General features: G+C 51.2%; 18 protein-coding genes and 2 tRNA genes. 11 read left to right on the forward strand and 9 right to left on the reverse strand.

Features of this window, described 5'->3' with window-relative positions; translation table 11 throughout:
* Positions 1-42 precede the first annotated feature (42 nt).
* Genes J5W02_RS13685 through J5W02_RS13695 form a run of 3 tightly spaced genes read right to left on the reverse strand, consistent with a single transcriptional unit; the run spans position 43 to position 4177 of the window.
* Positions 43-1932 (reverse strand): ABC transporter ATP-binding protein, encoded by a 1890-nt coding sequence (locus J5W02_RS13685; RefSeq protein ID WP_219966265.1) that lies wholly within the window; start codon positions 1930-1932, stop codon positions 43-45.
* The gene (locus J5W02_RS13690; RefSeq protein WP_219966266.1) at positions 1932-3662 is read right to left on the reverse strand and encodes an ABC transporter ATP-binding protein; all 1731 of its coding nucleotides are present in this window, start codon (positions 3660-3662) and stop codon (positions 1932-1934) included. Before J5W02_RS13690 ends, J5W02_RS13685 begins: the two co-directional genes overlap by 1 nt.
* The gene (locus J5W02_RS13695; RefSeq protein ID WP_219966267.1) at positions 3647-4177 is read right to left on the reverse strand and encodes a MarR family winged helix-turn-helix transcriptional regulator; all 531 of its coding nucleotides are present in this window, start codon (positions 4175-4177) and stop codon (positions 3647-3649) included. Before J5W02_RS13695 ends, J5W02_RS13690 begins: the two co-directional genes overlap by 16 nt.
* 359 nt (positions 4178-4536) lie before the next feature.
* Between J5W02_RS13695 and J5W02_RS13700 the strand changes: the two genes are divergently transcribed.
* The 3 genes from J5W02_RS13700 to J5W02_RS13710 are packed head-to-tail and all read left to right on the forward strand — an operon-like array spanning position 4537 to position 7016.
* Entirely contained in the window at positions 4537-5427 is an 891-nt protein-coding gene (locus tag J5W02_RS13700; RefSeq protein WP_219966268.1) for a transporter substrate-binding domain-containing protein, read from the forward strand.
* A gap of 39 nt (positions 5428-5466) precedes the next feature.
* The gene (locus J5W02_RS13705) at positions 5467-6279 is read left to right on the forward strand and encodes an amino acid ABC transporter permease (protein ID WP_219966269.1); all 813 of its coding nucleotides are present in this window, start codon (positions 5467-5469) and stop codon (positions 6277-6279) included.
* Entirely contained in the window at positions 6267-7016 is a 750-nt protein-coding gene (locus J5W02_RS13710; RefSeq protein ID WP_219966270.1) for an amino acid ABC transporter ATP-binding protein, read from the forward strand. Before J5W02_RS13705 ends, J5W02_RS13710 begins: the two co-directional genes overlap by 13 nt.
* Before the next feature lie 159 nt (positions 7017-7175).
* On the opposite strand, the gene J5W02_RS13715 is transcribed toward J5W02_RS13710, so the two are convergent.
* The 4 genes from J5W02_RS13715 to J5W02_RS13730 form a co-directional block, all read right to left on the reverse strand.
* The gene (locus tag J5W02_RS13715) at positions 7176-7898 is read right to left on the reverse strand and encodes a hypothetical protein (RefSeq protein WP_219966271.1); all 723 of its coding nucleotides are present in this window, start codon (positions 7896-7898) and stop codon (positions 7176-7178) included.
* Between the two features lie 149 nt (positions 7899-8047).
* Complete coding sequence (locus tag J5W02_RS13720) at positions 8048-9361, reverse strand: lipopolysaccharide biosynthesis protein (RefSeq protein WP_219966272.1); 1314 nt, start codon at positions 9359-9361, stop codon at positions 8048-8050.
* 88 nt (positions 9362-9449) lie between these two features.
* On the reverse strand, positions 9450-10025 hold the full coding sequence (locus J5W02_RS13725) for an ECF transporter S component (protein WP_219966273.1): 576 nt from the start codon (positions 10023-10025) through the stop codon (positions 9450-9452).
* A 20-nt stretch (positions 10026-10045) separates the two neighbouring features.
* On the reverse strand, positions 10046-10573 hold the full coding sequence (locus J5W02_RS13730; RefSeq protein WP_219966274.1) for a TIGR04002 family protein: 528 nt from the start codon (positions 10571-10573) through the stop codon (positions 10046-10048).
* Between the two features lie 121 nt (positions 10574-10694).
* Between J5W02_RS13730 and pdxR the strand changes: the two genes are divergently transcribed.
* From pdxR to gatB, 6 genes are all read left to right on the forward strand, one after another.
* Complete coding sequence (pdxR, locus tag J5W02_RS13735; protein ID WP_219966275.1) at positions 10695-12065, forward strand: MocR-like pyridoxine biosynthesis transcription factor PdxR; 1371 nt, start codon at positions 10695-10697, stop codon at positions 12063-12065.
* 111 nt (positions 12066-12176) lie between these two features.
* Complete coding sequence (gene pepT / locus J5W02_RS13740; protein WP_219966276.1) at positions 12177-13394, forward strand: peptidase T; 1218 nt, start codon at positions 12177-12179, stop codon at positions 13392-13394.
* 153 nt (positions 13395-13547) lie between these two features.
* Positions 13548-15299 carry an aspartate--tRNA ligase gene (aspS, locus tag J5W02_RS13745; protein ID WP_219966277.1) on the forward strand — a complete coding sequence of 584 codons (1752 nt, stop codon included), beginning with the start codon at positions 13548-13550 and terminating at the stop codon, positions 15297-15299.
* 27 nt (positions 15300-15326) lie between these two features.
* Positions 15327-15605 carry an Asp-tRNA(Asn)/Glu-tRNA(Gln) amidotransferase subunit GatC gene (gene gatC / locus J5W02_RS13750; RefSeq protein WP_219966278.1) on the forward strand — a complete coding sequence of 93 codons (279 nt, stop codon included), beginning with the start codon at positions 15327-15329 and terminating at the stop codon, positions 15603-15605.
* Between the two features lie 9 nt (positions 15606-15614).
* Positions 15615-17078 (forward strand): Asp-tRNA(Asn)/Glu-tRNA(Gln) amidotransferase subunit GatA, encoded by a 1464-nt coding sequence (gene gatA / locus J5W02_RS13755; protein WP_219966279.1) that lies wholly within the window; start codon positions 15615-15617, stop codon positions 17076-17078.
* Complete coding sequence (gene gatB / locus J5W02_RS13760; protein WP_219966280.1) at positions 17075-18493, forward strand: Asp-tRNA(Asn)/Glu-tRNA(Gln) amidotransferase subunit GatB; 1419 nt, start codon at positions 17075-17077, stop codon at positions 18491-18493. The genes gatA and gatB overlap by 4 nt, the downstream gene beginning before the upstream one ends.
* A 50-nt stretch (positions 18494-18543) precedes the next feature.
* On the opposite strand, the gene J5W02_RS13765 is transcribed toward gatB, so the two are convergent.
* A complete protein-coding gene (locus tag J5W02_RS13765) occupies positions 18544-19071 on the reverse strand; it encodes a nitroreductase family protein (protein ID WP_219966281.1) in 528 nt (175 codons plus the stop codon).
* 205 nt (positions 19072-19276) lie between these two features.
* On the opposite strand from J5W02_RS13765, the gene J5W02_RS13770 reads away from it, so the two are divergent.
* A tRNA-Gln gene (locus tag J5W02_RS13770) sits at positions 19277-19350 on the forward strand.
* A gap of 27 nt (positions 19351-19377) precedes the next feature.
* Positions 19378-19454, forward strand: a tRNA-Pro gene (locus J5W02_RS13775).
* A 113-nt stretch (positions 19455-19567) separates the two neighbouring features.
* Here J5W02_RS13775 and J5W02_RS13780 read toward each other — a convergent pair.
* Positions 19568-20821 (reverse strand): tyrosine-type recombinase/integrase, encoded by a 1254-nt coding sequence (locus J5W02_RS13780; RefSeq protein WP_219966282.1) that lies wholly within the window; start codon positions 20819-20821, stop codon positions 19568-19570.
* Positions 20822-20874: the final 53 nt, after the last annotated feature.

Raw genomic sequence — 20874 nt, forward strand, 5'->3', positions numbered from 1 at the left:
ATCAAAAAAGGACGTTTCAAAAGAAACGTCCTTTTTTGTGCATCATGATAATTCAAACTGCCCCGTATAGAGCTGATAATATTTCCCCCGGTCGCGGATCAGATCATCGTGGCTGCCGCGCTCAATGATTTCTCCGTTTTCCAGCACCATAATGGCGTTGGCGTTTCGAACGGTGGACAGCCTGTGCGCAATCACGAACACCGTCCGCCCGTACATCAGCTTATCCATGCCTTTTTCAATCAGAGCCTCCGTACGGGTGTCGATGGAACTTGTCGCCTCATCCAGAATCAGTACCGGCGGATTGTCCACAGCGGCTCTGGCAATGGCAAGAAGCTGACGCTGTCCCTGACTTAGATTGGAACCGTCCCCGGTCAGCATGGTGTCGTACCCCTGCGGCAGATGCCGGATGAAGTAATCCGCGTTTGCCAGCTTTGCGGCCGCGATGACTTCCTCATCCGTAGCGTCCAGCTTTCCATAGCGGATATTTTCACGCACCGTACCGGTGAACAGGTGGGTATCCTGCAGCACCATGGCAAGCGAGCGCCGCAAATCGTCTTTTCTGATTTTTTTCACATTGATCCCGTCATACAGGATTTCCCCGTCGTTGACCTCGTAGAACCGATTAATCAGGTTGGTAATGGTCGTTTTTCCGGCGCCGGTCGACCCGACAAAGGCAATTTTCTGGCCGGGTTTTGCGTAAAGCGTAACGTCGTGCAGAACGGTTTTCTTTTCGTCGTAGCCGAAGGTAACGTCATTAAAACGGACGTCGCCGTTCAGCTGGGTATAGGTTATAGTCCCGTTGCTGTGGGGGTACTTCCACGCCCATGTTCCCGTGCGATGCTCCGTTTCGGTCAGAGAGCCGTCCTCATTGCGGACAGCGTTGACCAGGGTGACACAGCCGTCGTCGCCCTCCGGCTCGGCGTCAATGACCTCGAAAATACGCTCCGCGCCGGCCAGAGCCGCCAGAACCACGTTGAGCTGCTGAGAGATCTGTGTAATCGGCTGAGAAAACGTTCTGGTGTACTGCAGGAAGGAAGCAATGGAACCGATGTCCATCCTGCCGCCGATGACAAGCGCCGCTCCGGCGGCCGCCGTCATTGCGTAATTGACGTAAGTCAGATTACCCATGATCGGCATGACCACATTGGCGTAAAAGTTTGCATCGGTAGCGCTCTGGCGGAGCGATTCGTTCAGCTCCTGAAACTCATCCCTTACCTTATCCTCATGGCAGAAAACCTTGACGACCTTCTGCCCTTCTATCATCTCTTCAATATAGCCGTTCGCCATTCCGATTGCCTTTTGCTGCTTTTTATAATTTCCGGCGGACCTGCCCCCGATGGTTTTGAGAATCCTTGTCATAATGACGAGCATACCCACGATCAGCAGGGTCAGAAGCGGGCTGAGGAAAAGCATCATAATAAAGGTGCCGGCAACCGTGAGCGCAGAGGACATCAGCTGTGTCACGCCCATGGTAATGGCTTCACGGAGGGTGTCCACGTCGCTCGTGAAGCGGCTCATCAACTCGCCGTGGGTGCGGGTGTCAAAATAGCGGATGGGCAGATCCTGCATTTTATTGAACAGGTCGTTGCGCACCGCGTTGAGGGTGCCGTTGGAAACGCGCACCATAATCTGTGAGTAGGCAATAGTGGCAAGTACGCCGACCGCGTAAATACCGGCCATCAGCGCGATCATCCGTACAAACGGCTGAAGGCTTTCCGCCGTAACCGGCTTTCCGATCATCGGCACAATACAATCATTTAAAAGCGGCCTGATAAAATACGTTCCGGCCACATTTGCCAGCGCACTAATCAGGACGAACAGCACAACCAAAACAAATTTCATCTTCTGGCCTACAACGTAGCCGCCGATTCTAAGCAGCGTTTTACGGATGCTTTTGGGCTTTGCGCCCGTCGCCATTCTTGGTCCCGGCATCAGTCAGCCACCCCTTTCTGCTGAGAATCATAAACTTCACGGTAGATTTCATTGGATTGCATCAGTTCCTCATGCGTACCGACCGCATTGATTTCCCCTTCGTTCATCACAATGATTCTGTCCGCGTCACAAACGGAGGTAATGCGCTGTGCAATAATAATGGTGGTAATATCCCTGTGATTGAGGCGCAGAGCCTCACGGATCTTCGCTTCTGTGGCGGTATCCACCGCGCTGGTGCTGTCGTCCAGAATCAGGATTTTCGGTTTTTTCAGCAGCGCGCGCGCAATACAGAGCCGCTGCTTCTGTCCGCCGGAAACATTGACGCCCCCCTGCCCCAGATAAGTATCGTAGCCGTCCGGAAAGCTCATGACAAAGTCATGCGCCTGTGCGGCACGGCAGGCCTGCTCGACCTCTTCATCCGAAGCGTCTTCGCTGCCCCATTTCAGGTTATCCCGAATCGTGCCGGAGAAAAGCACGTTTTTCTGGAGAACCATGCTGACCGCGTCACGCAGATCATGGATGCGGTAATCGCGCACATCCTTGCCGCTGACCAGCACCCGGCCGCCGGTTACGTCGTACAGACGGGGAATCAGCTGGACGAGCGTGCTTTTGGCACTGCCGGTACTGCCGATGATTCCGATCGTTTCTCCGGAATGGATTTCGAGATTAATATGGCTCAGAATATTATCCTCCGAACTCTGTTGATAGCGGAAGGAAACATCTTCAAAACGGACGGAGCCGTCCTTGACTGCCGGGTCTTTGCCGGACCCGCTGTCCGCGATATCCGGTTTTTCGGAAAGCACTTCCGCAATACGGCCCGCTGAAGCACGGGACATGACCACACTCACAAAGATCATGGAGAGCATCATCAGCTGCATCAAAATCTGGGTAACATAGCTGATAAAGCTAATCAGCTCGCCCGTTTTCATAGAACCCGCCATAATCATTCCGCCGCCGTACCACATAATCGCAACGATGCAGGCGTACATGGTCAGCTGCATGATCGGCATATTGAACTGCAGAATTTTTTCCGCCCTGACGGAAGCCTTCATTAATCTGTCGTTTGCATTTTTAAACTTTTCTTTCTCATATCCGGAACGTACAAAAGCCTTTACCACCCGGATGGAAATCAGGTTTTCCTGTACGGAACCGTTCATCACATCGTACTTTTTGAGCATTGCCTGGAATCTGGGAAACGCCGTCACCGCAATGATGGCCAGCATAACCGCAAGAAACGGAATCGCCGCCAGAAACACCGTGACAAGGCTGGAATTAATATAGTACGCCATTACGGTGGCGCTCACCAGCATGACCGGGGCGCGCACAATCATACGCACCACCATCATGAACGCCATCTGCACATTGCTTACGTCTGTGGTGAGCCGGGTCACCAAAGAGGCGGTGCCGAATTTGTCGATATTGGAAAAGGAATATTCCTGCACTTTGTTGAACAGGCCGCGGCGGATTTCACTGCCGAAACCCATGCCGGCGATAGATGCAAACCGGGAGGACACCGTGCCGAGCACGAGTGAAAGGAGCGCCATCAGCACCATGACTGCCCCGGTTTTCATTACATAGCCGATATCCTTGCCCGGGATACCCTGATCGACAATCCCCGCCATCAAAATAGGGATGCGGATTTCCACCAGCACCTCAATGATGATCGTAGCGGGGGCAATCACCATAGCCCACCAGTATTTTCGCATATACGGAGTCAGTTGTCTGAACACAGGTTTCCCTCTCCTTCCTTTTCGGAGCGCTGCTTTTTCTCATTGGTCATGGTGACAATCAGGGAGTACATGCTCCTTCCTTTGAATTCATCCGTCAGAATATTGCCGATCATCCGGTTCAGATAACCGCCGAGCTGCTCACACTCCTCCTCTGTAAAACCAACAAACATGCGCGCTTCAATCTCATCAAAGCACATCCGGCTTTTTTCGGCCAATTTTCTTCCTTTTGCCGTAATGGTAATGCGGGTGCAACGCAAATCGTTTTGATCCGGTTTTTTTTCAAGAAGGCCCGTCTTCTGCATCCGTTTTACGGAAGTCGCAATGGAAGGCGCACTGACCTGCAGCTGCTCGGCAAGCTCTCTTTGGGTACACCCGTCGTGCTGCTCCACATACTCCAGAATCGGCAGCTGGCCGAAATAGATATTGTTGTCCGCAGCCGCCCTGTGGATATGAATACGGCGCAGAATATTCAGATAGCCCAGGCTCTGGACAATCGAACGAAGATCTGTTCTCATACTTTCTTTCCCTCATTTCAGCGCAAATACTTAACCGATTAATATTTAACCGGTTAAGTATTAATTCAGTTTAATGGAAACGAAAAAAAATGTCAATATTAAAATATTTTTTAATAGACTGCTTTAGCGTGCTATCAAAGTGCAAAATGCATAAAACAGCCCCGTGCCATGCATTATTTTTCAAAAAACAGCCATTGACATTTATATGTAATCATATTATAATTTGCAATAATTCAGCAGGTTCAACAGATAAAATGACAATTTTTTGCAGCATTCATTCATTTTCCCTGCATATCAGCTTATATTGGTTTCACCGGCTTGTGCCGGTATTGCTTTTTTTAAATGGAAGGGGTATCAATATGAAAAAATCAAAGAGGGTTTTATCTGCCATGCTCTGCGCGGCCATGGCAATCAGCATGTTTTCTTTAACGGGCTGCGCTAAAAATGAAGCACAGACCTCCGCGCCCGCCGCATCTGCCGCATCGGGCAGCTCCACATCGAAAAAGGTGCTCAAGGTTGGCATGGAGTGCGCATTTGCCCCGTACAACTGGACACAGGCGGACGATTCCAACGGAGCGGTGGCTATTTCCAACAGCAGCGGCGAATACGCCAACGGCTACGACGTCATGATGGCAAAAAAGATTGCGGACGCAATCGGATATGATCTGCAGATTGTAAAAACCGAATGGGACGGCCTTGCTCCGGGCGTATCTTCCGGCAAGCTGGACGCCGCGATCGCGGGCATGAGCATTACAAAGGAACGTCTTCAGACCGTTGATTTTACAGACGTTTATTACAAGGCTTCCATCTACGCTCTGGTAAAATCCGACAGCAAATATGCCTCCGCCAAGGGGGTGGCTGACCTGAAGGGCGCCACCTGCACTTCCCAGCAGAATACCATTTGGTACGATATGCTCAAACAGATTCCGGACGCGAAAATCCAGCCGGCCATGAAAAATGTTCCCGCGCTGATCGTCGCTCTGACCTCCGGCAAAACCGAGGTTTTTGTAACAGACAAGCCCACGGCGATGGCCGCCACCTCTACTAACAAAAATCTGGTTATGCTCGACTTTTCCAAAAGCGGAGACGATTTTAAAGCCTCCGATGAACAAGTGAACCTTGGTATTGCGGTTTCAAAATCCGCCACGGATTTAAAAGAGGCAATCAATAAAGCCCTTTCGGGTATCAATGAAGCCGACCGCGACAAAATTATGCAGGATGCGATTTCAAAGCAGCCAATGGCACAGTAAAAAAACTCGTCGCGTCCATGCAGGAAGTGAGTGTAATCTATGAATCTCCCCAACGAAGCCGATTTTTTCGGTTGGGTATTGTATCTGCTCAATAAATACGGAATGATTTTTCTGCGCGGCGCCGGCGTAACACTGATGCTGGCGCTTATCGGCACCTTGATCGGCTGTATCATCGGCCTTCTGGTCGGTGTATTGAGGACTTTGCCCTACAATAAAAAGGCCAATCCTGTCTTTAAAATTCTGTATAAACTTCTGCAGTTTATTCTGGCCGCGTATATAGAGGTTTTTCGAGGAACGCCGATGATTGTTCAGGCCATGGTGCTTTATTACGGGTCGAAGCAGATGTTCGGCGTGGATATGAGCGCCATGTTCGCCGGGTTCTTCATCGTATCCATCAACACCGGCGCCTACATGGCGGAAACCGTGCGCGGCGGGATTGACTCCATTGACGTGGGCCAGACGGAGGCCGCAAAAGCGATTGGTATGACACACTGGCAGACCATGTTCAGCGTCATTATGCCGCAGACGCTGCGCAATATTCTTCCGCAGATCGGTAATAATCTGATTATCAACATCAAGGACACCTCCGTTTTGAATATCATTTCGGTCACGGAGCTGTTCTTTTCCGGAAACTCCGCTGCCGGAGCCTATTTCCGGTACTTTGAAGTATTCTTCATTATCAGCGTGATTTACTTTATCATGACCTTTACCTGCTCCCGCCTGCTGCGCTGGATGGAGCGCAAGATCGACGGTTCCGGCTACTATTCTCTGGTAGAGATCGATATGATGGCCGATCCCTGCGGTCATAATCCTGTTAAGAAGCACGGAGGCAAACAAACATGGAAGAAGTAAATTCCCCCATTCTGCAGGTGAGCCACCTGAGCAAGAGCTTCGGCGACCACCAAGTGCTGAAGGATATTGATTTTGAGACCTGCCACGGAAACGTCATCTGCATTATCGGCGCTTCCGGTTCCGGCAAGTCAACGCTTCTGCGCTGTATTAATTTGCTGGAAACCCCAACCTCCGGCCAGATTTTTTTCCACGGTAAGGACATCACCTCCAAAGGAAGCAACGTCAACGTGTACCGTTCCAAAGTGGGGATGGTGTTCCAATCCTTTAATCTGTTCAACAACATGACCGTGCTCCAAAACTGCATGGCCGGCACGACCAAGGTGCTGAAAAAAGATAAGAAAACCGCGGAAGAGATCGCAATGAAGTACCTGAAAAAAGTCGGTATGGGCGAATATATCAACGCGAAACCCCACCAGCTTTCCGGCGGTCAGCAGCAGCGTGTCGCCATCGCGCGCGCACTTGCCATGGAACCGGAAATGCTGCTGTTTGACGAACCCACCAGTGCGCTTGACCCCCAGATGGTCGGCGAGGTTCTTCAGGTTATGCGCGACCTTGCACAGGAAGGCATGACCATGGTGATCGTAACCCATGAAATGGCTTTTGCCCGTGACGTTTCCTCCCGCGTGGTCTTTATGGCGGACGGCGTCGTGGCCGAGGAAAACACTCCCGCAAAGCTCTTTTCCAATCCTCAGCAGGAGAGTACCCGTGAGTTTTTATCCCGTTTCCGCAATCAATAACCGGCAAGGGCTGTTGCTTAACAGCCCTTGTTTTTTCACTGTAACATAAATGCGCTTTGAACGGCCTTAAAAACCGTATCAAAGCGCATTTTGTTTCCAGTAGGGTTTTTCTACGCGGCTAACTTAGCAAATCATTGTTTCCGGTTTCCGCTCCTGAACTCAGGACTGGCTGGAAGTACCCGACTCGACCGGCTTTTCGCCCGTGCCCCCGCTTAGAATCTGTACGGACACCAGTTTGTCGGTTCCCGTTTCGGTGGTAACCTTTAAAATGCTGCCGACCGTGATGTCATTGAGGGACGCAGATTCCCCTTTTGCATTACCATCAGTATTATTGATTCCTTTTGTACTGTATGTATCGCTTGTATCCCCTGTGGAAGAGGTCGAGGAACCCGTCCCCTGTTCCGCCTTTCCATTCGGTGCCTGCCGGTTAAAATGCATGTTTTGCTTGGTAACCACGCTTTCATCGGAAATAGTAATGGTTTTCGTTTCTCCGGTGAGCGTCAGCAAACCCAGATTCCCTGCTTTTCCGGAATCCGACTGCTTTGGGTTCTGGCTTTCAGAATGACTGCTTCCCGAACCGGTACTGTTTTTTGACGGAGGATTTCCTTTTTCTCCACTGCGGGAAGCGCCGCTCTGGTTCCCGCCTTCCCGCCGCTGACCGCCTTCTCCCCGGTTCAGCGTGCCCAGTACAAGAGTGATTTTGCTGCCGTTAACCGCCGTTACTTTGCCATACACCGTTGTCTGATTGTCCGTATCATTCCCGGAGGCGGACTGTGATGCGGTGTCGGCTGCCGCTGCCTGCGAGGAACAGGCAGCAAGGCTGACCGCACAGACGGCAGCCAGCAGCACCGCGCCAACCCTTTTTACCATACTATCCATCATGATTCACAGCTCCATTCTTAATTGGTAATATCTTCCTGATGTATGGATATTATATTGGTGCAATGTGACGGTTGAATGTTCTTTATTTTAAGGCTGTATGAAAAAAGCCCGCGGGACAAAACCCACGGGCTTGCTATTGCAATCATTCTTTAGTGTTTGATGATTTTCGTCACAATCGAAATTTCTTCTTTGCTCGGAAACAGCAGTTTGTAAAAAGGCGTCCGGGTAAACCGGCAGAAAATGATAATGGAGGTCAGTCCCTGCGCCGTAAGGGAAATGGAAGTCGACACCGCCGCACCGTTAATCCCCATGCTGGGAATCAGAACAAAGCTGAGAACAATGTTAAATGCAACCCCGATCACGGTGGAAATAATGTTCAACTCCGGCTTTCCGTACGCCGCGATGGAATTTGCAAGCACCTTTGCGTAAGTAATAAAGATGGAACCGATAATCAGAATGCGCAATGCCGGAATCGCTTCTATATATTTCGGAAATACAATCGGAACAAAAATCTGTGCTATCCAGGTCAGCAGGAATGCGCACACAAAAGTGATGTAAGTAACGATTTTGCAGGACATCAGCGTCAGCTTGACTTTATCCTCCTGCACCTTCATACCGGCAATCCGGGACATAATGACCATGCTGACGGCGTTTGGCAAAAGCCAGACCTGCTCCATCAGGGTGGACGCAAAGGAATACACGCCGAGTGCGGCGACCTTGTAATATCCCTTCACAATGAAATTGGCGGCATAGGTGTTCACATAGGTGAGCATGTTGGAGACATGGGATTTTAAACTGTACTTCACCATGGTACCGGCGCCGACCAGAACATCGTCCTCTGTGCCTACCGTCTGCTCCGAACCCCTGCGCAGCACGGAAATGCACATTCCGATCATAGCCACCATAATCAGGATGCTGGACAGAATAATCACCAGCGGCGTTTTCCAGAAAAATACGCTAAACGCGAACACAGTGGTCAATACGCGCTGAATCAGAGTAATAATATTGTATGCGCTGAATTTGTTTTCACCGCGGAGAATGCAGGTGTAGACGGTGGATAAAAAGGAAAACACGCCGTAAACCACCGCAAGCACGCTGTAAAGCAGCGGAGTGTCCGCAAAATAACTGTTGCGCAGTACAAACACGCTTGCCATACCGATGACAACAATTAAGGCAACGATTCCTATGCAGATTTTTGTCAGCGCTTTCCTCACATTTTTCAGCCCATAGCGCGAGGTGTAGTAAATCACCGCGGAGCTGACGCTCAGGGAAAGAAAGGTGACCAAAAGCGTTCCCACATACTGCAGCTGCGTAATATACCCCTTGGAAGCCGGATCCAGCACACCCGTAATCACAAGGGAGGAAATGAACCCCATTACCGCTCCGAATGCGGTTGTGCCAAAGGTACTGAGCGCGTCGCGCACAATGGAACTTCTGATTTTGCGGTCTTTTTTCTCTTTCATCTATCTGATACTCCAATACCTGCCGTTGTTCTCTTTGACAAGAAGTATATTATAGCATGATCGCAAAAAATTAACAATATTTCAGCAGTCATTCCTGAAGGTTTGTACCGATATGATTTCTTGCCAATGCCCTGCGCAGAGTAATGAAAAGAGGTACGGCAACCACATCCGCAATGACCGCATTTGTAAAGGTCGTGGCGGCTTTAGTCGCAATCTTGATGTTGACGACCTGCACCGCGGAACCGATCAGCAGTTCCTTGACATAGGAATAGCCAAGGTACAGGGCGCAGTAGCTCAGAGAACCCAAAACCGCCGCCAGAATCAGACGGGAGAGTTTTTTTGCGGATTTGTCCCCGCCCCAGGCAATGGAGCCGCAGACAAAGGCCATGATAAACTTAAACACCAGCGTAAACGGTGCGCTGGAAGCCCAGCCGCCGACCAAGTCAAAGATAAACGAGCCGATGCCCGCCGCGGCACCGCCGTAGAGAGGCCCTAAAAGCAAACCGGACAGAATGCAGAACACATTGCCCAGACTAATCATGGTTTTGTCACCGAGTACGGGAATCGGAATGTTCAGATAGGTCCCCACGATCACAAGAGCGCCCATGAGACCGGTCAGCGCAACATTGACCGTAGCTTTTTGCCGGTTGGAATTGATTTTCATAAGAATACCCCCATAAGCCTTTAATGTTCAAATGCACGGATGCGGTTTTTGATGTTGATCCGGTCCAGTGCGTTTCCCAGCAGAAAATAAGCCGCCGCGCTCGCGCCTGCCTGCACCAGATTCGCCGGTATTTCTGCCAGCGGAGAAACAAAGCTGTGGAGGAAAAAAACCTCCGTCAGATAATACCCGGCTATACAGATCATTCCGGCGGCAACGGCCGCAGTGGCATTTCTTTTATGAAGAATCGTTTTGCCCGCTGCCGAAAAGCAGAGTACCATCGCGGATTTAATCAAAAAAGTCGGCAGCGCGTACGCTGCGCTTCCCGTCAGCGCGTCGGACATCGCTTCGCCGATTCCCCCGGCGGCAATCGCCAGAGGCGTAGGCAGGATACTGGCAGCAAGATAAAGGATGGAATCCCCCAGGTGGATATACCCGCCCGTCGCGGGCGTCGGGATATGCAGGACATAGGCCGTAACCACAAAAATCATCGCGGCGAAAAGGGCCGTCATGACATAGGTTCCGGTCGCAGAATATCGGTTTGATTTCATAATCAGAACACTCCAATGATTGATTTGCTTGAAAGCTGTGCTATAATAGTAACGTAGAACTGTTCATATTAAAATATACAGTTTATAAAAATATAACCAGTACAGTTTTTGGAGGAATCCCATGACCTACGATTATCTGATTTTAGACGCCGACTCAGGCACCCCGCTGTACCAGCAGCTGTATCTCACCATGAAAGCCTCCATTGAGGCGGGACACCTTGCAAAAGGGGAACGTCTTCCCTCCATCCGCAGGCTGGCGGAGGATTTAAAACTGAGCTGCACCACGGTAGAAAACGCGTATCAGCAGCTTTGCGTGGAAGGCTATATCCAGTCCCGGCCGCAGCGCGGCTACTTTGTCCTGACCGCGGCGCACGACGACGTCCGCCGCAAGCCCCGCCGCGTCGGCACCCTGCCGGCGTATGCTCCGGCGATCCGCTACAACTTCGGCAGCGACTGCGTAGACAGTGACAATATCGATATCAAGGTCTGGCGGCGGCACATTCGCGAGGTGCTGAACCGGCAGGAGGTGATCGCCGGATACGGTGAGCATCAGGGAGAGTATGCGCTGCGCGAGGCACTTTCGGCCTACACCTACAGTGTACGCGGGGTGGTTGCTTCACCGGAGCAGATCGTCATCGGCGCGGGAACGCAGCCGCTGTTAACCATACTATGCGGTCTGCTGAACGGGCATGACACGCGGGTTGCGATGGAGGAGCCGGGCTTTCTGCAGGCGGAGCAGATTTTTTCCGACTGCGGGCTGTCCGTTCTGCATCTTCCGGCGGATGAAAGCGGAATCCGGATGGACGCTCTGAAAGAGAGCGGCGTTAAGCTGCTATTTGTCAGCCCCTCCAACCGCATTCAGACCGGCGCAAGCCTGCCCATGGGGCGGCGCTTTGAATTGCTCAGCTGGGCAAAGGAAACCGGCGGCATCATCATTGAGGACGATTACAACGGCGAGCTGCGCTACAATGCGCGCCCGATTCCGGCTATGCAGAGCATGGCGGGAAGTGAAAGCATCGTTTATATCGGCTCCTTTTCCAAACTGCTGCTTCCTTCGGTGCGTATCGGCTATATGGTGCTGCCAGAGCCCCTTCTGGAACGTTACCTCGCGCGGGCAAGCCGCTACAACCAGACCGCTTCCAAAATTGAGCAGCTCGCCCTGAGCGGATATATTAAAAGCGGCCAGCTGGAGCGACACCTGCGCCGGCTGAGAAAGCTGTACGCAGCCAAAAGCACCGCGCTGATGAAAGCCCTGAAAAATGCTTTCGGCGGCAGGATGGAAATTCTTTTGGAAGAAACGCTGCTGTACCTCATTCTGGACTATAAGACTGAAAAAACTTCGCAGGAGCTCTGCGCTCTTGCGGCGGAAAATGGCGTAAGAACAATGCCGCCGCAGGACGGCACCCACAGAGTCCGGCTCGGCTTTGCCGGGATTCCCATCCGGGAAATCGGCGCGGCGGTGGAATGCCTGAAAAGTGCGTGGTACTCCTGATTGTTTTTTCAGGCTCATCGTAGTAAAATAGGGTACATTAACAATAAATGGGAGTCCGCCGCAGTTCTTACCACCGGCGGATTCCCATCGGATAAAAAGGAGTAACACAAAATGAGAGCGTACGAAAGATTCCTGAAGTATGTCGCGTTTGACACCACCTCCGACGAAAGCGCCCCGGAAAGCGTCTGCCCCAGTACGGAAAAACAGAAAGCGCTGGCAAAAGCCCTGGTGGAAGAAATGAAGGAACTGGGCCTCACGGATGCCCGTATGGACGAATACGGTTATGTCTACGGAACACTGCCCGCAAACTGCGAGGAAAAGCTGCCGGTCATCGGGCTGATTTCCCATATGGACACCAGCCCGTCTGCGAGCGGCGCCGGAATCAAGCCGAGAATCGTCGAGCATTACGACGGCGGGGACATCGTACTGAATGAAGAGAAACAGATCGTGATGAGTCCCGCACAATTTGAGAGCCTGCGCGATTACAAAGGGAAAGATCTCATCGTCACCGACGGAACCACTCTGCTTGGCGCCGATGACAAAGCCGGTGTGGCGGAAATCATGACGGTACTGGAAAGACTGGGCGACGGCGAGGTCAGGCACGGAAAAATCGCGGTCGGCTTCACCCCGGACGAGGAAATCGGACGCGGCGCGGATAGATTCGACGTGGCACATTTCGGCGCGGATTACGCCTATACGGTGGACGGCGGAAAGCTGGGAGAACTCGAGTACGAAAACTTCAACGCGGCGGCAGCCATGGTCACCGTCAACGGCGTGAACATTCACCCCGGCGACGCGAAAAACCGGATGAAGAACGCGCTTTTGATGGGGATTGAGTTTAACTCCATGCTGCCCCCGAACGAAATTCCGGCCTGCACCGAGGGCTACGAGGGCTTTCACCACCTGAGCCATATGGAGGGTGACGAAGAAAAGACCGTTCTGCGCTACATTATCCGTGACCACAACATGGAAAAATTCACAGAGAAAAAATCCCGTTTTGAAAAAGTCGCCGGTTATCTCAACGAAAAATACGGTGACAACACCGTTGAGCTTACTCTGCACGATTCCTACTTCAATATGAAGGAAAAAATCGAGCCGCATATGTTCATCATTGAAAAGGCAAAAAAAGCAATGGAGGACGCGGGCGTGGAACCGGAAATCGTGGCGATCCGCGGCGGTACGGACGGCGCACGGCTTTCGTTTATGGGTCTTCCCTGCCCCAACCTCTCTACCGGCGGACACAATTTTCACGGCCGGTTCGAGTATATTCCGGTACAGTCCATGGACAGCATGGTCGAAGTGCTGAGGAATATTGTAAAAGCGCAATGAATTTTATATCGCAATTTCCTGCAAAATGTGATATAGTAAAGTGATAAAGTGTACGGCAATGGAAATCAAAAAGAGTTTCCGTTGCCGAAAGATGCATTTTATGGTATAATTATGCTTTAAATTATCAAAGTGGTTAAAGGGGATTAACGGAATATGATTTGTGTGAACCAATACCGTACACATTTGTGCGGCGAAGTCAGCGAAAAGGACATTGGCAGCGAAGTGCGCGTGGCCGGCTGGGTGGAAAATATCCGCGACCACGGCGGCGTAAAATTTCTGGATCTGCGCGACCATTACGGCGTGGTGCAGATCGTTGTTTACGACGAAAGCCTGCTGGAAAATGTAACGAAAGAATGCACCATTACCGCCGCCGGTACCGTTATACTGCGCGACGAAGACACTGTTAATCCCAAAATTAATACCGGCACGGTGGAGGTAAAGGTCTCCGCCCTCACCGTGCTGGGCAAAACACTGAACGGCCTGCCGTTTGAAGTGGACTTGTCGAAGGAAACCAAAGAGGATGTTCGTCTGAAATACCGCTTTCTGGATTTGCGCAACCCGAAGGTACATCAGAATATTGTTCTGCGCTCGCAGCTGATCTCGTATCTGCGCAGCAAGATGACGGAAATGGGCTTTCTGGAAATCCAGACGCCGATTCTCTCCGCTTCTTCTCCGGAAGGCGCGCGTGACTACCTGATTCCCAGCCGCAGGCATTCGGGCAAATTCTATGCTCTGCCGCAGGCGCCGCAGATTTTCAAGCAGCTTCTGATGGTTTCGGGTTTTGACCGCTATTTCCAGATTGCCCCCTGCTTCCGCGATGAGGACGCAAGGGCCGACCGTTCTCCGGGTGAATTCTACCAGCTCGATTTTGAAATGGCTTTTGCCACACAGGAGGATGTTTTCTCCGTGGCGGAGGAAGTTCTGGGCGCAACCTTTGAAAAGTTCTCTGACAAGCGGGTTTCTAAAGCGCCGTTCGTACGCATTCCCTACGAAGAGTCGATGCTGAAATACGGCACCGATAAGCCCGACCTGCGCAACCCGCTCACTATTATCGATATTACAGATATTTTTGAAAATACGGCCTTTACCCCGTTTAAGGGAAAAACCATCCGTGCTATCAACGTGCCGAACTGCGTTTCTCAGCCGAAGAGCTTCTTTGAGAACATGCTGAAATTCGCCGAAGGAATCGGGATGAAGGGTCTTGGCTATATCAGCGTGACCGCTGAGAATGAGTACAAAGGCCCTATCAACAAATATCTGCCGGACGACAAGCGCGAGGAGCTGGCCCGCCGCGCGGGGCTTGAGCCCGGCTGCGTCATTTTCTTTATTGCGGACGACCGCACCATGGCTCCGAAGCTTGCGGGACAAATCCGCACGGAGCTTGGCGAAAGGCTTGACCTGATCGACAGGGATGCGTTCGAGCTCTGCTTTATTGTGGATTTCCCGATGTACGAGATCGACGAGGACACCGGAAATTATATCTTTACCCACAACCCGTTCTCCATGCCGCAGGGCGAAATGGAGGCGCTGATGACCAAAAAACCCGAAGAAGTTCTGGCTTACCAGTACGATATCGTCTGCAACGGCGTGGAGCTTTCCTCCGGCGCGGTGCGCAACCACGATATTGAAGTGATGGTCAAGGCGTTTGAAATCGCGGGTTACACCGAAGAGGATATTCAGACCAAATTCACCTCGCTCTACAACGCGTTCCAGTACGGCGCTCCGCCGCACGCGGGCATGGCCCCGGGCGTGGACCGTATGCTGATGCTTTTAACCGGCGAGGACAATATTCGCGAAGTGATCGCGTTCCCAATGAACTCCAACGCGCAGGATGTGCTGATGGGCTCCCCAAGCGAAGTCACCGAGCAGCAGCTGCGCGAGGTACACATTAAGCTGAGAAAATAAACCTGACCGAAAAGGAGGGGTTCCCCTGTGATTACCCATGAGGAAATACTGAATATCGCCAACCTGGCGAAACTTTCCGTCAGTGACGAAGAACTGGACGAACTGACGAAGGATATGAGCGAAATCATCGGCTTTGCTGACACGATCAACGCCGCCAGCGCCGACGCTTCCGATTTTGACAACATCAATAACCTCTCCAACGTATTCCGTGAGGATACGGTTGTTCCTTCTTATGATCGGGAAGAAATACTGAAAAACGCCGAGAGCCAGAATGACGGATACTTTCTGGTCCGAAAACGCGTGTAGGAGGTACGGATGGAAAGTCAGATTAAAAAGTTGAGCGGGCTGATGCAGTCCCGGCAGATCAGCTGTCAGGAGCTTACACAGAACTATCTTGACGCGATGGAACGCGACAATAAAAAGATCAATGCGTATGTCAACCCCACCGCGGAGCTGGCAATGGAAGCGGCGAAAGCGGTGGATAAAAAAATCGCTTCCGGCGAAGAGCTCTCTCCACTTGCGGGGATTCCGATGACCCTGAAGGACAATATCTCTACCAAAGGAATCGAAACCACCTGCTGTTCCAATATACTGAAGGGCTACTACCCGATTTACAACGCGACGGTATGGGAGATTCTGCAGCAGCAGAACGCCGTACTGCTCGGTAAAACAAATATGGACGAGTTCGCCATGGGCTCTTCCTGTGAAACCTCGTGCTTCGGCGGCGCGCTGAACCCCCACGACCTTTCCCATGTGGCAGGCGGCAGCTCCGGCGGTGTTGCATCCGCAGTGGGCGGCAACCTTGCCGTTTACGGGCTCGGTTCCGACACGGGCGGTTCCATCCGCCAGCCAGCGAGCTTCTGCGGACTGGTCGGCTTAAAGCCTACCTACGGAGCTGTTTCGCGTTACGGGCTGATCGCCTACGCGTCAAGCTTTGACCAGATCGGGCCGATCACCGCAACGGTGGAGGATGCCGCGCTGGTATACGACGCAATTTCCCGGTATGACGAAAAAGACTCCACCTGCCGCGGCAATACCGGAAAACCGGCCAGCGAAAGCTTGAACAACAGTATTAAAGGCAAGAAGATCGGTATAGCGAAGGAATACTTTGACGGCATCCGCGACGACGTAAATGATGCGATTCAGAACGCCATCAAAGTGTATGAATCCCTTGGCGCGCAGATCGTCTATTTTGACATGCCGTCTCTGAAATACAGCCTGCCTGTCTATTATATCCTGGCCTGCGCGGAGGCTTCCTCCAACCTCGGACGGTACGACGGTATCCGTTACGGTTACCGCACCCCGCATTACAGCGATCGCAATGAAATGATCTGTAAAACGCGCAGCGAGGGTTTTGGCAAAGAGGTCAAGCGCAGAATCCTGCTGGGCACCTATGTGCTGAGCGCGGGCTACTACGACGCGTACTATAAAAAGGCGCAGAATCTGCGCGGTACTCTTGTTAAAGCGTTTCAGGACGCTTTTCAGAAGTGTGACGTGATTCTTGCTCCCACCGTCCCCATGACGGCTTTCCCGCTGAACTTCACCGCTCAGGACGCGGTGGAAACGTACCAGACGGACATTTGCACCGTACCGGTGAATATTGCCGGGCTGCCCGCCGTTTCCATTCCCTGCGGCTTTGACGGCACAGGGCTGCCCATCGGCATGCAGCTGATCGGCAACAGCTTCAGCGAGCCGACCATTCTGAATATGGCGCACCAATACGAGTCGGCTGCGGGCAACTCGGTATTCCCCCGCGCGGACATGGGGGTGAAGCTATGAGCAATTATGAACTGGTCTGCGGGCTGGAAACCCATATTGAACTGTCCACCAAAACAAAAATCTTCTGTTCATGCACCACGGAGTTCGGCGGTGACCCGAACACGCACTGCTGCCCCGTCTGTATCGGGCTGCCGGGCACTTTGCCCAAGCTGAATAAAAAAGTGGTGGAATACGCCATTATGGCCGGACTGGCGACAAACTGCGAAATCAGTCCCATTTCCAAAATGGACCGCAAGAACTACGTCTACCCCGACCTGCCGAAAGCATACCAGATTTCCCAGTACGACATGCCGCTGTGCAAAAACGGGTATGTGGAACTGAGCAACGGCAGAAAAGTCCGAATCCTTCGCATTCATATTGAAGAGGATGCCGGAAAGCTGGTGCATCAGCGAGGCAGCACTTATGTGGATTACAACCGAGGCGGCGTGCCGCTGATAGAAATTGTTACCGAACCGGATATCCGCAGCATTGACGAGGCAAGGGAATATCTTGAGAAACTGCAGCTTATTATGCGTTTTATCGGTATCTCCGACTGCAAAATGCAGGAAGGCTCCCTGCGCTGCGACGTGAACATTTCCGTACGGCCGCAGGGTACCGAAGCATTCGGTACCAGAACCGAAATCAAGAATATGAACTCGTTTACCCATATGGCTAAGGCAATGGAGTACGAAGTAAACCGCCAGATTGACCTGGTGCAGAGCGGCGAAAAGGTCGTACAGGAAACCCGGCGCTATAACGAAGAAGACGACTGCACGGAGAGCATGCGCGGCAAGGAAGACGCTCACGATTACCGCTATTTCCGCGAACCGGATCTTGTGACCATTCAGGTTTCCGACGAGATGGTCGCCCGACTGAGGGAGAAACTCCCGGAACCGCCCCATCAAAAGCAGGAGCGATATATGGCGGAGTACGGAATTCCTGAAGCCGACGCGCAGCAGCTGATTAAATACCGCAGCATTTCCGAGTATTTTGAAACCGCCATTGACGGCGTTCAAAATCCAAAGGTCGTCGCGAACTGCATGATCGGGCAGATTTTCAGCCGTCTGGAAGGAGACAGCGCAAAAGAAAGCTTTCAGGTGAACGTAACGCCCGAAAACTTAAACGCGCTTGTAAAGCTGCTGGACGAAGGAAAAATCAAAATGAACCTTTTAAAGGCAACGCTTGAAAAAATGCTCGACACCGGGAAGGCTCCAAAGGAACTTATCAGCGAGGCAGACATGGGCGGTGTAGACACCGACGCGCTGAAAGCTGCCTGTGAGCAGGCTATTGCGTCCAATCCCAACGCAGTGTCCGATTACCTTTCAGGCAAGGAAAAGGCGCTCAAGGCAATTCTGGGCGCTGTTATGAAAGCGACACGCGGCCGCGCAGATGCGGTGGAAGCAGAAAAGCTGTTAATAACGCTGATACAAAAATAAAAGTATGGACGCCGGAATTCCGGCGTCCATACTGATCTATTGTGATTGGATTATCTGACATAGCTGATATCGTCCGTTCTGCGCTCTTTTGGCGCCGGAGCGTTTTCGCTGGGGTACCCAACGGATACGCATCCGAACGGGATGTAATGATCCGGCAGCTTCAGTCGCTTCGCAATGCGCTCGTCACGCAGACCGTCGTTAACCGAACAGATATAGCAGCTGCCAAGACCATAAGCCTGTGCGGCAAGCATAATATTCAAAATCGCGCAGGCGCAGTCTTCCCGGTTATATTTCGCTGATTCGGGAGCCGACAGAACGATGACAGTGGGGGCGTTGTAAAATGGCACATGACCCGGCACGAATTTCGCACCGTCTTCCACAGCAACAGAGACAATATCGGAAATCAGCTGTTTATTCTGTACCACAGTAAAATGCCTTGCCTGCATCCCCATTGCCGAAGGAGCAAATTTTGCGGCGAGTAAAATATCGGTCAGCTCCTCTTCGGAGATCTGCTCCGGCCGATAAGCGCGGACAGCCCGCCGGTCGAGTAAAGCTTCTATGGTATGGTTGAGTATCAATGTAAATTCCTCCTTAATCACTCGTACGCCATTTGGCACACAATCCATTTTAATATAAATTGTTTCAATTATATCTCACCTTTGATGATTTATCAATCAATTTGTGTTAAATACAAATTAAAAAACAAAAGATTTAATTTTTAAAAAAGGATTGACATTTTTCTGGTTTTTGGTATAATTAATCCTGCTGTTCGAAATATTTTGATGCGGAATTGTGTAAAGGTAGCACGACAGACTCTGACTCTGTTTGTGAGGGTTCGAATCCTTCTTCCGCAGCCATGGCCCCATTTTTGGGGCCGCATTTTTCGAGGTGTGGCTCAGCTTGGTAGAGCGCTACGTTCGGGACGTAGAGGCCGCTGGTTCGAATCCAGTCACCTCGACCAGCTTGAAACCCGCATGAATACTGGATTTTCCAGTTATTCAGGCGGGATTTTTTATTTCTTATTTGCGCATTAAAAACACGAAAAAACATGAAAAAACATTAACAATGTGGCGCTCATGTGGCGGTAAAACTCACGGTATCTACGGCACCATCTTTTTTAGCGCTTTTTCCAGAAATATATTCACTCAATTTATCCATGCTGTTACGCTTATAGATCTTATCTAGGTGCGTGTATATCTCTAATGTGGTTTTGATGTCCGCGTGTCCAAGTTGATCCCGCGCAGTAAGAACATCAACGCCGGCAAGATACAAAAGCGTTGCAAAGGTGTGCCGCAGCCAATGGGCGGTGATTGGCGGTATCATCGGTGGTACTCCGTGGGGATTGTGGACAGATTCAGGCTTTTCAAAATCAATCTCCGGGTGCACTTTTTTATATGCTGTAAAGTCCCCATATTTAAGATTCAGGACGTTCCAGTATGCATCCCATAAACGTTTCCAGCCACTTTCGGTGAGCATCTTCCCCTTTACCGATCGCATTACGAGCGTATCCTCCGTTTCCGCAGTGATATGATCCTTCTTCCGTTCAAATGTTAGGAAATCAACAAGCTGCTGCGGAATATCAATTGTACGGATGCTGGATTCTGTTTTAGCCTCGCCGTCTTTTAGGACACTTTTTCCGTCGATGATCTCGACCGATTTGTTGATGTCAATTGTTTTTGCCTTGAGATCAATATCCGACCAAAGCAGCGGGATTAGCTCCCCACGACGAAGGCCGGCATACATCATTATCATAGCGCCACGCTGTGCCCTGTGAGGTGTGTTGATAATCCACTGCTGTTCTTCATCAGTCAATGCCCTTCGTTCGCTCTGCGGGGCCTTTTTGGGTATCTTAACAGCCTCTGCCGGGTTATATTCGATCACTCGGGATTCGATGGCTATCTGGAAGATCTGCTTCGCGGAACTTTTTACATCAATCAAAGTTTTTTTCGCGGTCGGTTTTCCGGTTCGTGGGTTCCTCTCGGACAGGACATTGATAATGTCCTGTATATCTCCGGTCTGCACTTTTATGATCGGCATAAACCATAGGTTCTCCATCTTATCCACGGCGTAGGAGTAGACGTTATACCGACCATTGGATACATCGCCCTTTTTCATCGCAAGCCAACGATCCGCCCATTTTTTGAAAGTGTCCCGGTCAGCGGTAACGTCAACGCCTTTTTTCCGTGCGATCTTAATTTGGAGCGCTTTCTCTGCAGCTTCATCGTCCGTTTTTCCATACGCATTTTTATAAATGGGCTTACCGTTATCCTTGCCGAGATAAACCCGCTTTCTGACCGGCTTTGTTGGTGTTTTTTCCTTTTTAGGCATAATTATAGCCCTCCTATTGATTTTGGAGGGCTGAACTGGTACAATATTGTTGC

This window comes from Caproiciproducens faecalis (assembly GCF_019448085.1).
Classification (GTDB): domain Bacteria; phylum Bacillota; class Clostridia; order Oscillospirales; family Acutalibacteraceae; genus Caproiciproducens; species Caproiciproducens faecalis.